A 13,075-nucleotide genomic window follows, 5' to 3' on the forward strand; every position below is an offset into this window, starting at 1 on the left:
TTTCAAGAGGATTTTGGGACTAAGCTACACAGTCTTTAAGTTTTTTAAGAATCTCGATCGCTTTTTCTTTAGAAACTTTTTGTGTTTCCATAACTGCGTCGATCAAGTTCTCGTCAGCTGTTTTGCCATTGCCCTTGCGAGCATTGAAAGCTGTTACAACTTTTACGTAAGAAGTGCGCTCTGCACCTTTAAATGAAGTCAGGATTTGTGTGCCTAGACGGATCATTTTGTTATAAGCGGCAACAGCAACTTCAGTTTGTTCTTTTGTGTTTTCACGAGAGGGAACTTTGCCAGCAAGATGCATATCGCCGATCATGGATGCCAGGCCTTCTGCGCCATCTGTCAGTTCCTTGGCTTCTGCGCGGTCTTCAATTTTATCCGCGGCTTTCTTAACAGAAGTGATGGATACAAGATTTTTAAGAACTTCTTTATCCGTCAAAGCGTTTTCAACGACTTTGCTTTCTTTACCTGGAGCAAGATCACGAACAGCCTGCTCTAGATATCTTTTTTCTGCATTTTTGCCGGAAGCATTTTTAAGGTTGCCGTTTGAATCCAAGAAATACTCTTGAGATGTTTTATCAAACTTAGCCAATCTTTCTGGGGTGGTCATTTTCCCTGGTGCTGCGAAAGCAGTTGCAGAGAAAGAGATTGCCATACCGATAATAAATGCCTTTTTCATTGAAAACTCCTCTTCTAGAAATCTGAAAACGTTTAAATCTATACTTCAATACTAAGCAAAACCCTTACCACTATCAGGTCACCTATATTCGATCTGGCTTGTGTACCCTGTTTAACATTCGAAATCAGTGACCTTTTCCGCGTTCCATACCTAACGCCGGAAGGCGTATCATTTTGATACATTTCCTATTTTGCACCCAATCCCAGTGCACGGGTTTCCGCCAGTTGCTTTTGAACCAAGTTGTTGAACTTCTTGGTCATAACATCCACTTCCGCAAGGTTATTAATTTTATCCCAGCTCACTGCATTGGCGATGGAGCCGTAGGACTTCATCTCTGATGCAAGACCTTGAAGTGATTCAAGCACTGTCGTCACTACGTTGATTTGTGCCTTGGTCAGATTGTACTTTTGAGTGACTTCCGGCTCTTGATTTTCTGACTCTTCCTGCACAAGGGCTGCGAATGGATCATCAGTTGGTTTCGGCTGCATTTTTTCAGCGTTAGCACCCAAAGTTTTGGCTACTTTGACCAATACAGCTTGAATCTTCTGCTCCTGAGCTTCCAGTTCAGAATTTTCCAATGTGGATTCAATTCTTTCGCGTCCGTCTTTGTTAACAATTTTAATTTTCTTAATCAGGCGATTCATGGTCGCGAATTCACTTTCAATTTCTTTAAGCAACGGATCGGTTGGATTCTGATTCATGATGTTTTCGAAATCCAACTTGTATGCAGTCTTTGAGTTCATGATGTCGTTCAGGATCGAAAGGTATACTCTCTCCTCTTGGAAGATCGCATTCATAGCACCGTTGTAGGCAGGGCCCGCATTTATCAGGATTTTGCCTGGCTTATACAGACTGCGAATCAGGTTCACGACAATTTTGTCGTACTCGACCGTGTACTTGTCGAAGGCAGACTTCATTTGGCTGTAGGTGTTGTCTTTCCACCAGGTCTCGAAAGCTGGCTTGGTAGCGGTACCCAGAACTGAAGGGCGGATTTCTGCCAAAAGGTAGTTCACAACACCTTTATAGCTGCCTTGACTTGCGTTAACGCCCCAGGAATATGCTTGAGGGACGACAGCTTTGAACTTTTGAGTATAGGAAGGGTTGCACTCCTGGAAGTTGTCAGCTGGGTTCGCAATTGTTGGCGACAGGAATACCGAAGGGAATCCTGTTGTGTCGCGCACAGTTTTCTGACCCTTTTCGACGTCCGGACCGCAAACCATTTGCATGATTAGGTAGTCCGTAATTTGTGGAGTCGCGAAGATTCCAACACGGCGGTAGTAATTGGTGTTGCTGACTTTTTCGTATGAAGCAGGACTTGTTACATAGGTCTTAGCCCATGCTGCACCAGTATCCATTTGGGGATTTGGATTTCCAATCATGCTTTGAACTTGATTTAGCAATTTCAAGTAAATCGCGTCTGCTCCTGAATTCTGCTTCACAACCAAAGGACGAAGTTCCTGGTTCAACAAGTTGAATACGGAAACCACCTTAGTTGGTTCTTTAAGTCCCAGACCATTCACGATCGCCGTGAAGTTCTTTTGCTGCGCAGGTGTTAGCTTTTTAAATTCTGGAGAGTTCAAAAGCATGGAAGCAGCAGCGGCAGCATCATGAAGAGTGTACTTTTGACGTTGCTCGATAAACTTTGGATCTGTGTGATAAGTATCATCCGGGCCAGTCTTCATGCCGTCAGCTTTTACTCCGTAGAGCGGTGAAAGCAAGGTGATGTCGGCTGGTTGGCTGCGATCAAAGCGGTTTTGACGGGCTTGTTCAACGAAGTCACCATAGAAGTTTTCTGCCGACTTATATCCTTGAGTCAGCTGCATAAGAGCGCTTTGCCAGTTTTGACTTGCTTCATGGACGTCAGCAAGGTTAGCCATGCGCCATGCCGCCATTTTTTCACGGAAGTCTTTCAATCTGAATTGAAGTGGGTGCTCGTAACTATTCATCCAATGTGGTTTTTGAGCATTCATTTCTTTTTCAATATTTTCCGTGGCAGTGTAGAGTGCCGGAGCATCGACGATATTTCTCCAGGCATAAGTCACAGAGCGCATGAATAGCTGGTCCAAAGCTACGAATGCGGAAAGCTTCAAACCTTTGGTTAGCAAGAAGCGCAGACCTTTTACTTGCGTTGTGCCCGGCATCAGCCATGTCACGATATCCACGCCAGTCATGCGAATGATGTTTGCTTTTTGAGCGTTAAGACCCGCTACGATTCCTTTTTCAAGACCGGCTGCTACAGCAGATGAAATCAACATAGAAGTGATGTTCGGAGCCATCTCCCAGATTTTCTTGTGAATTACCAAGTGCTCATAAGCCTTTTCGCAAGGCTCTGCATCCGCGCCACTTTGAATATCAGCTTCAGTAACCTTCTTGCCCATCCAAGTTTTAGCACAAGCTTTTACGTTAGGATCCGCAACGATTTGTGATGCGATACCTTGAACCGTCGCACCCACAGTCATTCCCAGGTAGGGAATGAAAGCATGATACTTTGGATTTTTCATGTACATCGAAAGTATGTTTGAAGCTGCACCTTGAGAGTACATGAATAGCTGAAATCCAATGATACCCATCGGAGAAAATGAATGTGTCACGTGTTGATCAGCGGCCACTGGATTCATGGAATAGTTAAATACCAATTGCCCTGCGATGACCATTCCCATGGACATGAAGAACATCACGGACTCAGGGGCAAGATTATGCAAAGAATGGGAAAACGCGGCCTTATTGCCGGTCCATGCCTTGCCCAGATCATTCAGAAGACGACGCTCCATATTCTTTGGAGAATACTTGCGCAGGTTTTGCTCGTCAGCGAATGGGATTTCCATAACTGGGATATTGGATTTCTTGTCAAAAACTCGAGTGATTTTGTTTGCATAGTCCACTTGGACTCTATAGCCAGCGCTTTCCATGATGGCCGCATCTTGTTTTGCGCGTTTGTCTTCAGACTTTGTCACGGAGGCTGCAAGTGCCGGAGATAATGAAGAAAAGCCAACCACCAAAGCGGTTGTGAAGCTGATCATTCTTTTATATGTCAAAGAAACCTTGAACATAGCATCTCCTCAAAAGGCACATTGCCTTATTGAATAGATAAGCAAGTCATGGACCTGTCATAAGCAATACAAAGGAGCTAGGGCGTTTCAAAGTGAGACGAGGCTTCTTTCGGTCACGGGGGTGTCAAATATAATGACAATCAAGGAGTTGGAAGCACGATGGAAAACCCCCAGCGATCTTCCTGATCTTTGCGCTCCACCTCTGCGCGAAACTCAACTTGTCCGTGCGAAAAGGATCCAGCCAGATAGTGATTCCAGAGGAAGCGTCCTTCAGAGGTTGAATACAGATATTCGCTTTGAAATAGTGTTCTGAAGGAATCAACCCACTTCATCATGAACATGGATCTTCCCCCTAGGTAGGGATGCGCGATCTCGGTGAGGTCGGTATTCTTTGAAACAGCAAATAAAGACCAGCGTGTTGCCTTCATGATTGGTAAATCGAAGCTGGCCCCCCAGCCACCAGTGACGTAAGGGACAAACTTGGGCTGAGTACCAATATCAATAAACCATGAGTGAGGTTTTTCAAGCTGGGTCCAAGGCGACGTTGCCAGCATACTTAGCAAAACGAATTCATATAGATCCCAATTCTGGCGGGTTGGCATGTAGCGAATATCCACAGAAAAGAAATCAAGCTGCGAAAATGGTGCAAGCCCACTATCGTCTGAAAGCAAATCATGAAATCCCCTGTGGGCTTTGAATTGGTAATAGTCCTGCTGTTCAAGCTGACCATAACCCAGATAAAAGGCCGCTGTAGGCGGGCTTAATAGAGGGGATTTCGGTGGAGAAACGATAACAGGTTCAGTGATCGCTCCAAGTTTTGCCCTGGCTACCGAAAGACGGTATTTTTCATCCCCGTATTCCTTTTTATCGCGATATTCGCGAATCGATAAATAGCTAAGAGCTGCTTCAAGCGTTTGAGCTTTGTCTTTTTTGGTCAGCCCTTGATACTCGTCAGTTTCGTCGGTCTTATTTACTAAAACCGAATGCAGGGCCGTTCGTTGGGTAAAGTCCAAATCCGCATAGCGAGTTCGCCACTCTGTTTGCAGAGAGGTGCGAAGCTTTTCATCCACCAGCATTCCCGCTCGGGCCAATACTTTCAGGGAATCCAACGGAATGACAAAGTGATGAAGTTGACCGGTGATGTTGCTCTCCGGTGCGGCAGATTCGATAAGTTCCAACATCTGAGAAGAGCAGTTTTCGTCGGCGAAATAGTAGGGAGCATATGCGCCTTCAAGTTCCAACAGGTGGTCGATCATGAATTCCACCTGTTCAGGTGTAAGGTTCAGCTTGTACTCCCAAAGGTCTCTTCCTTCCAGATTTGAATATTCCTGAATCTTTTGATGATACGGAAGCATGGAGTAGGTGCCGGGATAGTATCCAAAAATTCCTTTTAATGCATAAAGAGCGCCACTATCGTTACCAGTGATCGCGGCGTAGTTAAGGCCGTAGTCCAAAAGATCCAGATGACCTTTGTTCTTTGGGTTATGAAGTCTTAGAAATGTGTGGCCAAAGCTTGAAGGGGCGCTGGATAGGTCCGAAGCAGCAAAGATCATATAGGCTTCGGTAGCTCCCAGTTGTTTTTTCCAAGCGACTTTGTCGGGACAGGCTTCCAGATGCTGTGGGGAGATATTTAAACTTCTTTTTAGCCAGGACGTGCGCGCAAGGTAGCGGCATTGTTGATTGGATGTGCCTGATGAAAATAAAAGATCTATGGTGGCGATAAGCTCAGCGCGGGGATTGTTTGCGCCATTGGCTGAAATAAAATAGTTGCCACGAATGGGGGATTGAAACTTTCCAGTTAAGGACTTTCGATAGTGCCCAAGCTTCAACCATCCTGCAGATGTATCCAGATTTTTTTCAAGTGCCTGTTGCTTGTAGGATTCGGTCGTCTGTAATGAAAAGCCCCACGAGTACTGTGGGGCCATCAAAAATAGAAACAATATTAAACAATTAAGAACCATGACAAACTGATTGCAGCTCTTTCTGACCAGCAAGTTCTTTGTTCAGGTTTTGAACAACTTCAGATGGTGATGTGTTCGCGTTAGGGATGATATTAGTATAAGAATTTTGTGTGAATGCACCGAAGGCCATAAGAGCTTGTGTATCAGTGCAGCCCTTCATGTTAGCCAAAGTCGCCAGAAGTTGACCGTGACCTTGTGCCATCTCACGGGAAAGTTCTTTTTGATTCACTTCAACGAAGTACTGAACTTCTTTATCGTTCATAACAATTCCGCGGGAAGAACAACCAGATGTACCGGAAGTGATACCCAAAGGTTGAGTGAAGAAGAAGCTGTTCGTTGTCATTGACAATAATTGCAGGCCTTTGGAGTTTTTGGAAATGATGATAGAGCCCAAACCGCAACCTGAATCGCCGGCAAATGCACTTGCAGAGAACAAGAATAGCACCGTAAATAATACCTTTTTCAACGTAACCTCCTATTGTTTACAATTATGCTGACTCATTACGGGTTCTCCTTCAAACTCAAAGTATTCAAGGTCAAGGGGGGGCGTATGTCAGTGGTTGAAGCAAACAAACAGAATTTCCAACAACTTGTTCAGGAAAACCAGATAGTAATCATAGACTTCTGGGCTGTATGGTGTGGTCCTTGTAAACGTTTTGCGCCGATTTTCGATGCGGTCGCAGCAAAGCATCCTGATGTGAAATTTTTGAAAATCAATACTGATGAGGAACCCGAAATTGCCGCAAGTTTTGAAGTGCGTTCAATTCCGACGTTGGCAGTTATTAAAGAACAAGCGATTATTTTTGTTCAACCGGGTGCCGTGAATGAAGAAATCCTTGAGCAAATTGTTAATCGCGCTAAAGAAATCGACATGTCTCAGGTTGAAAAAGAATAGTTTCGACACGCGAATGAACTCCGTTAATTGTCACGAAGTCAGATCATAGACAAATTCGGCTTTTTACACAGTTTTTCCACAATTAAAAATTCAACAAAGAGCTCGGGCATCTACGATGTCCGGGCTTTTTTGGCTTTAAGCTTGCTCCTTGTTTTATTGAAAAATCAAAACGAGAGGTTCAAATGAAACAAGTTCTAAAGAAGCTTACCCTGTCAGCCGTATGTATAACTATTATAATTCAAACTCAAACCGCCAATGCGGATCGAGGCAACGTGGTCGCCGCCACCATAGGTGGTGCGATAATAGGTGGTTTGATTGGCGCAACAATCGCGCAGGATTTCGATGATGATGACAATAGGCAATCCCAACATGTTTGGGATCAGGCATTGCGCCGTGATTATAGGGAAACTCCTTATTCGTGGAGTGGTAACGAACACCGAGGCAGGCTGATTTTTACCGGAGAAGGATACTTCGATGGTTACTATTGCAGAATTTACCGCAGCGAAGTTTGGAATCACAGATCTGATACTCCGATGATCACGCGCGGATACGTGTGTCGTGCTTCAGATGGTTCATGGTTTCGCAGAGAAGAAGCGGATATTCAGCATGCACGCCGTGACAGACCGGATCGTGGACCAAGATTTGATCGACCTCGCGAGGAACGCCGTGAAGAGCGTCCTGACAATCGTCGTCGCCAAGCCGGTCGCCAACAGCCGGGTGGAAATCACAATGGCGGCAGAGGCGGTGGCGGAAATGGCGGTGGCAATGGAGGCGGATCGAGTTCTGTGACTTGGTACGGAGATGCTGTCAGCGGCACCAGATAATAGACATAAAAAAACCCGCTTCTTTCGAGAGCGGGTTTTTTATTTTAATCTTTAAAGTAGAGAACTATTCTTTAACGATTTTAACGTGCTTCATGATAACCGGTTCAGATGGACGATCCATCGCGCCAGTTTTTGAGTTTTCGATAGAGTGAACTACGTCCATGCCTTCAACAACTTCACCGAATACTGCGTGACGACCATCCAACCAAGGAGTTGGAACAGTAGTTACGAAGAACTGTGAACCGTTTGTGTTAGGACCCGCGTTTGCCATGGAAAGAATACCAGGCTTGGAGTGCTTTTGTTGACCAGCTGGGAATTCATCGTCGAAACGGTAGCCTGGGCCACCAGTTCCTGTACCAAGTGGGCAACCACCTTGAATCATGAAATCTTTGATCACGCGGTGGAAAGTCAAACCATCGTAGAATGGTTTTTTAACTTTTTCGCCAGTTTTAGGATCAGTCCATTCTTTAGTGCCTTCTGCAAGACCCACGAAGTTTTCAACAGTCTTCGGAGCTTTATCAGCAAGAAGCTTAACTTTGAAAGTACCTTTGTTAGTTTCGAAAATTGCAAACATCTGTTTATCCTTTTTTGTAGCAGTTTCTTTTGTGGCTGGTTTTGCTTCCGCACGGAAACTGAAAGCGGCTAGCAAGAACGCGAAAAGGTAAATCCAAAATACCTTTTTAATATCGATATTCTTCGACATCTAAATACTCCTGATTAGTTATAGAACAACTATTAGTGAGGGCGCCGACGAGGGTCAAGTTCCTTCAGGATAGCTACGTTGTCAGAAACTCTCTTTGAGATCTCTTCAAGAAGCTTTGAAGGCGAAGTATTAAACGCCACAGCAAGATTGTGAAAGGACTCGTCTTTTAACGACACCTCAGAGGTCGACTCTGACGCTATCAGTTGCAACATCTGCTCGGTTTGACGCAAATAGCTGTAGTTGGTGAGAAGACTCGAGGAGTTTGCCTGTTTTAGAGTCAAAAACCCCTCAGTAGACGTACGAGGTGGAGACATCTTTTCGCACAACAAAACAGTTTGAATTGCGAGTTCCACGTCGACCATTCCGCCCTCACTGAATTTCAAATCGACATCATCAGTTTTACTGATGAGTTCCTGGCGGATTCGATTCAATTCCGTAAGTTGTTCGGATGTAAGTCCTCGAGCAATAAAGTTCGATGTTAGTTCTGCACCATCGAAATCAATCCAGCGGGACTTTAAGTAGGCCTGGCGCTCCCAAGGCTCAGCATCCTGGGCAAGATAGTTTTGCAAATCCTGAAGGGGAATCACTATCGGACCGGCTTTGCCCGAGGGGCGCAGACGCATATCGATGGAATAAATATTTCCACCGCGATGAGGCTCTGTCATGCGTGAGATAAATCGTTTTGCCAGTTTGTGGTCGTTATCTGAAGGTTCACCGGTGATAACAAAAATAAAATCCAAATCCGATTTGAAGCCAAGCTCCTGGCCGCCCCATTTGCCCAATGCAAGAATCTGCACAGCGCAGGGGAAGTCTTTTTTAAGAGCTTTCATCAAAGTCGATGCAATGGTGTCTGCCGTGAATGTTAAATTCTGAAGCAGTTCACTGAGATCCTTTTGCTCCAGAAACTGACTTCCATTCACCAGCTCCGAAAGAAGTTTCTTTTCCGCAAGTTCCTCAAGCAGAACGTCCATGTCTTCGGAAAAATCGCTTTGCGCACGAAACACAAAAGAATCCAGCAGTTCAGGTCGACTGCACAGAATACGTGAAAGGTAAGGGGAGTGCGCAAAAAGCCAGGCAAGCTTATTCATCAGATCTTTTTCGCGAAGAAGCAACGTGAAGAAACTCGCCTTGGCGCGAGTGCTGCGAATAAAGTCTTTCAGGAAAGCCAGAGCAAGATGACTGTCACCACCTTGAGCTTTCAAGGTTTGTATAAAGTCCTGCAAAAAGGCTTTGCGAGCGTTCTCGTCCCGTCCCTTATTGCGGGACAAAACTTCCTGCTCGATAATCTCTGACCACAGTTCCTGTATGTCGGATTCAGGCAATCCCAGGCTGCTTAATTCATTTTCCAAAGAGATGGCCTTAGGTGCCTCCCCTAGAAGTGTTTTTACAATTTGATCACAATGCTTCATTTCCTCATCAAGAGTCTTCAGTGCCTTGCTGACAAATTCAGGATGAGGGTCATTGATTTTCAAGAGATGAGTCTGTTCGTCATTAAGAGCCTGAACATAGTTTTCCAGGCGGCGCAAATTTGCATAATGAGATTTCAGAAAATGCGCCTCACTGGCAGGCAGCAGGGATTTGGCAGACAGGGCTTGAATAGCCTCCACCGTTCCGCGTATTTGCAATGAGGGGTCTTTACCACCATGAACGACAAGTAGAGCGTGGGTGAAAAGTTCCAGATCGCGGATTCCGCCAACACCCATCTTTAGATCGATGGCATCGACGGTGGTTGAAGTATGATAGTGATTCTGAATCTTCCCGCGCAGATGCTTCAAATCATCCAGTAGCGTAAAATCCAAATGTTTGCGAAATGAGAACTTTTTGGCAAACGCAGTCACATCCGAGATGATTCCGGCATGTCCACAAATTGCGCGCAGGCGAACAAAGGCCAATCGCTCCCAGGTCTCACCATAGTTTCCATAGTAATCGCGAAAGTGCTCAACCGTGGGGATAAGGGGGCCGTGACGTCCACCGGGGCGCAGATCGAAATCCACACGGAAAACGAATCCATCAGCGGTGCGTTCAGCAAGCAGCTTTTGAAAATGACGAAGTTGTTTTAGATTTTTTTCGTCGTCTTGATTGGAAACTATCAACAGATCGACGTCTGAACTTAAATTAAGTTCACTGGATCCCAGTTTTCCCAGTGCAAATAAAGCAACATCGTTCTCGGGAAAGCTGATATGGAAGGCTTCCGTCAACAAGGTGTCGGCAGCGAGGCTCCAGTCATGGCAGATTTTCAGTGGATCTTCAGAATCCGTTTTGGCAAGACTTGCGCAACGGGACCAGATCCCGTTGCGTTTTGTTCTTAGAGAAGCTTCTGTTGCAGAATTACTCAAGGTTTACAGACCACTTCGGCTTGAAGTAGTTGTAGTTGTCATTCGTTACACGACGTTCTTCGCTGCCATCAACAGTGGAAATATAGATCTGACTCTTACCAGTGCGATTGCTGGAGTACATGACAAATCGACCATCAGGGGAGAATGAAGGATCTTCGTTGGAAGCCATTTTCCCATTTGGTTTTTTCGCTGAAGTCAGTCGAATCATGTCGGAACCGTCAGCGTTCATCACGAAAATATCAAAGTTGCTGTCGCTTTGACCCGCGAACGCGATCTTTTTGCAATCAGGAGACCAGGATGGAGAGGAGTTGAAAACTCCCGCGAATGTCAGGCGTTTTACATTTCCACCGTTGGCATCCATGGTGTAGATCATCGGTTTTCCGGCGCGGTCAGAAGAGAAAGCAACCTTATTGGCATCACCTGGGCACACAGTTGGTTCAACATTCATCGCACCCGCTGGGCCATTTGTGATCTTGCCTTGCAAAGTACCGTCGTAAGTCATTTTATATACGTCAGGGCTTGTGCCTTGAGAGATCGTCAGGAAGATTGTTTTTCCATCCGGAGAGAAAGACGCACCGGAGTTGATCCCTTGGCGGTAGGAAATCAAAGAGCGCTTGCCCGATTTCAAATCCAATAACAACATGTCGGCATTTCTGAATTTGGAGCCAACACGTTTAACATAGGAAGTATAAGCGACTTTCGTTCCATCAGGAGACCACGCCGGAGAGATCGCAACACTGGAGTGTTTTGAAATCTGCATGGAGTTCGCACTATCCCAATCCATCAAATAAACTTCGCGGGCCTGGCCGCCAGCGCGGTCAGAAGTCACCACCATGCGTGACAGGAACATTCCATCTGTTCCAGTCAAAGCTTTCAGCACATCGTTGGCAAACGTGTGACCGATGCGGCGAGCGCTTGAAACCGGTCCCTTATACTTTTTGCCTGCAATCAATGAAGCTTTGCTGACAGAGTAAAGGTAAGTTTCCAAAGTGACTTCGTTACCAGCAATCGAGAACCCTGCGCGAATCAGGAAGTCGGCACCAATTGCGGACCAGCTTTGGAACTTGAATCCTGCTGGATTTCCCGGAGCGGGCGTCAAGCCGACTTTGCTTGGATCCTCAAGGAAGGCTTTTGAATCGATAAATTGAAAATAAGATGAAACGGCCAGGTCGTTATTTACGACATTATAGATTTCGGCCCCCGTGGCGTGATAGCGAGAAGCCGTTGCCGGAGTGCCGAAGTATTGCAGCGCCGGGAAAGCCATAAGACTTTTCTTGGTGCGTGCTTCACCCAGTTTGATGTAAATGCCGCTGTTGTTTTCCTGAGCCATGCTTGCTTGGGAAAAAGCAATTATAGCAAGAACTGCACATAGTAGTCGGATCATAAAGTCTCTCCTTACTCTGGGAAGCCGATTAGAATCCCGTCCACGCTGACAAGTGATTGAAATTTCTCAGGCGGGGCTGGAAAAGGTGCTGAGCGATCCAATGTCGCCAGAACCTGTTCATCATACTCTGGATTTCCACTCGATTTAACAATTTTGCGATCTAAGATATTTCCACGGGAATCAATAAACACACGGGCTTGTGCTTTTAGGTCGCGCTTCGCCAGCCATTCCGGCAATGCCCAGTGTTGTTTAATATGGCGATCCAAATCGGATCCATAAGTGTCATGCTGCAATTTAGAAAGTCCGGTCAAAGCTGTTCCTGGTGAAACTTGATTGCCTTTGATCGGTGCTGCATCCGCTGTGGATTTACCAGAGCCAGAAACCGGTGCCGGCTTCTTGGCTTCTTCTTTTAGTTTTTCGATGGCAGCCATGGCCTTAAGTTTATCCAAAGCATCGCTTTGTTTGGATTTAACTTTCTCGATGTTAATTCCATCATCTTTTTTCGCCTGCTTGGTTGGAAGTTTGACTTCCGGTTTTACAGGCTCAGGCGTTTTTTCCGCAGGTTTTTCCACAACCGGTTCCGGCTTTGGAGCGGGTTTTGGATTTTCTTTGGCTTCTGGTTTTGGTGGCAGATTATTTGGATCCAGCTTGTCAGGAAGCCCCACCATATCGACGCGAACGGCTTGAGTAAAATCAATAGCCTCTGGCGTAAAGAATGTCGCCTTTACGATAAAGAAAACCAACAATGCCACGTGCAGACCAAAGGAGATCGCCAGGCCGCGGTTTAGTGAATCAGTCTGAGGTTTTTCTGTATTAACTTCGTTCACTTGTCTTTAGGTAACGTAACCAGTCCGATGTTAAAGATCCCAGCAGCGCGAACTTCCGCCATGGCTTCCGCGACGAAGCCGTAATCCACTTTGCGATCTGCTTGGATGAATACTTGTTTGTTCTTTTTATGTTCAAAGATTGCCTTGAGCTTCGGTTTAAGCTCGTCCATCTGAATACGTGTTTTAGCAATGGTCATCTTTTGATCAGCGGCAATAACCAGAACGAAGGGTTCTTCGTTCATTTCAACCCCGGAAGACGAAGTCTTTGGCAAGTCGACGTCGATCCCTTGTTGCATCAGGGGAGTTGTCACCATGAACATGATCAGAAGAACAAGCATGACGTCCACCAAAGGCGTCACGTTGATTTCACTTAATGTCGCGCGGCTTTTTTTGCCGCCGCCGCCACCCATTCCCAT

Annotated in this window: 11 protein-coding genes; 2 read left to right on the forward strand and 9 right to left on the reverse strand. The window is 45.8% G+C overall.

The genetic code is table 11. The features are described 5' to 3' along the window. Positions 1-19: 19 nt before the first annotated feature. The 4 genes from ACLVWR_RS07140 to ACLVWR_RS07155 form a co-directional block, all read right to left on the reverse strand. Positions 20-679, reverse strand: a complete 660-nt coding sequence (locus ACLVWR_RS07140) for a hypothetical protein (RefSeq protein WP_413583142.1) — start codon at positions 677-679, stop codon at positions 20-22. Positions 680-864: 185 nt separating this feature from the next. After that, positions 865-3,729, reverse strand: coding sequence for a hypothetical protein (locus ACLVWR_RS07145; protein WP_413583143.1), 2,865 nt, complete (start codon positions 3,727-3,729; stop codon positions 865-867). 140 nt (positions 3,730-3,869) lie between these two features. After that, the gene (locus ACLVWR_RS07150) at positions 3,870-5,690 is read right to left on the reverse strand and encodes a DUF4105 domain-containing protein (protein ID WP_413583144.1); all 1,821 of its coding nucleotides are present in this window, start codon (positions 5,688-5,690) and stop codon (positions 3,870-3,872) included. Further along, complete coding sequence (locus ACLVWR_RS07155) at positions 5,680-6,156, reverse strand: DUF3015 family protein (RefSeq protein ID WP_413583145.1); 477 nt, start codon at positions 6,154-6,156, stop codon at positions 5,680-5,682. The genes ACLVWR_RS07150 and ACLVWR_RS07155 overlap by 11 nt, the downstream gene beginning before the upstream one ends. Positions 6,157-6,240: 84 nt before the next feature. On the opposite strand from ACLVWR_RS07155, the gene trxA reads away from it, so the two are divergent. Together trxA and ACLVWR_RS07165 are read left to right on the forward strand one after the other, a co-directional pair. Further along, the gene (gene trxA / locus ACLVWR_RS07160; protein WP_413583146.1) at positions 6,241-6,585 is read left to right on the forward strand and encodes a thioredoxin; all 345 of its coding nucleotides are present in this window, start codon (positions 6,241-6,243) and stop codon (positions 6,583-6,585) included. A gap of 182 nt (positions 6,586-6,767) precedes the next feature. Next, a complete protein-coding gene (locus tag ACLVWR_RS07165) occupies positions 6,768-7,409 on the forward strand; it encodes a hypothetical protein (protein WP_413583147.1) in 642 nt (213 codons plus the stop codon). A gap of 64 nt (positions 7,410-7,473) precedes the next feature. On the opposite strand, the gene ACLVWR_RS07170 is transcribed toward ACLVWR_RS07165, so the two are convergent. Genes ACLVWR_RS07170 through ACLVWR_RS07190 form a run of 5 tightly spaced genes read right to left on the reverse strand, consistent with a single transcriptional unit; the run spans position 7,474 to position 13,075 of the window. Continuing rightward, positions 7,474-8,112: a peptidylprolyl isomerase gene (locus ACLVWR_RS07170; protein ID WP_413583148.1), complete on the reverse strand. Its 639-nt coding sequence runs from the start codon at positions 8,110-8,112 to the stop codon at positions 7,474-7,476. A gap of 32 nt (positions 8,113-8,144) precedes the next feature. Further along, entirely contained in the window at positions 8,145-10,448 is a 2,304-nt protein-coding gene (locus ACLVWR_RS07175; protein ID WP_413583149.1) for a glutamine-synthetase adenylyltransferase, read from the reverse strand. Then, complete coding sequence (locus ACLVWR_RS07180; protein ID WP_413583150.1) at positions 10,441-11,832, reverse strand: translocation protein TolB; 1,392 nt, start codon at positions 11,830-11,832, stop codon at positions 10,441-10,443. Before ACLVWR_RS07180 ends, ACLVWR_RS07175 begins: the two co-directional genes overlap by 8 nt. An 11-nt stretch (positions 11,833-11,843) precedes the next feature. Continuing rightward, the gene (locus ACLVWR_RS07185) at positions 11,844-12,659 is read right to left on the reverse strand and encodes a TonB family protein (protein WP_413583151.1); all 816 of its coding nucleotides are present in this window, start codon (positions 12,657-12,659) and stop codon (positions 11,844-11,846) included. Beyond that, positions 12,656-13,075 (reverse strand): ExbD/TolR family protein, encoded by a 420-nt coding sequence (locus ACLVWR_RS07190; protein WP_340598330.1) that lies wholly within the window; start codon positions 13,073-13,075, stop codon positions 12,656-12,658. Before ACLVWR_RS07190 ends, ACLVWR_RS07185 begins: the two co-directional genes overlap by 4 nt.

Source organism: Bdellovibrio sp. HCB288 (assembly GCF_047305935.1).
Taxonomy (GTDB): domain Bacteria; phylum Bdellovibrionota; class Bdellovibrionia; order Bdellovibrionales; family Bdellovibrionaceae; genus Bdellovibrio.

What these genes read in the sequence shown, in the direction of transcription:
- trxA (WP_413583146.1), top strand. Translation starts at nt 6,241, where the DNA reads ATGTCAGTGGTTGAAGCAAACAAACAGAATTTCCAACAACTTGTTCAG.
- ACLVWR_RS07170 (WP_413583148.1), bottom strand. Translation starts at nt 8,112, where the DNA reads ATGTCGAAGAATATCGATATTAAAAAGGTATTTTGGATTTACCTTTTC.
- ACLVWR_RS07150 (WP_413583144.1), bottom strand. Translation starts at nt 5,690, where the DNA reads ATGGTTCTTAATTGTTTAATATTGTTTCTATTTTTGATGGCCCCACAG.
- ACLVWR_RS07145 (WP_413583143.1), bottom strand. Translation starts at nt 3,729, where the DNA reads ATGTTCAAGGTTTCTTTGACATATAAAAGAATGATCAGCTTCACAACC.
- ACLVWR_RS07180 (WP_413583150.1), bottom strand. Translation starts at nt 11,832, where the DNA reads ATGATCCGACTACTATGTGCAGTTCTTGCTATAATTGCTTTTTCCCAA.
- ACLVWR_RS07190 (WP_340598330.1), bottom strand. Translation starts at nt 13,075, where the DNA reads ATGGGAATGGGTGGCGGCGGCGGCAAAAAAAGCCGCGCGACATTAAGT.
- ACLVWR_RS07140 (WP_413583142.1), bottom strand. Translation starts at nt 679, where the DNA reads ATGAAAAAGGCATTTATTATCGGTATGGCAATCTCTTTCTCTGCAACT.
- ACLVWR_RS07165 (WP_413583147.1), top strand. Translation starts at nt 6,768, where the DNA reads ATGAAACAAGTTCTAAAGAAGCTTACCCTGTCAGCCGTATGTATAACT.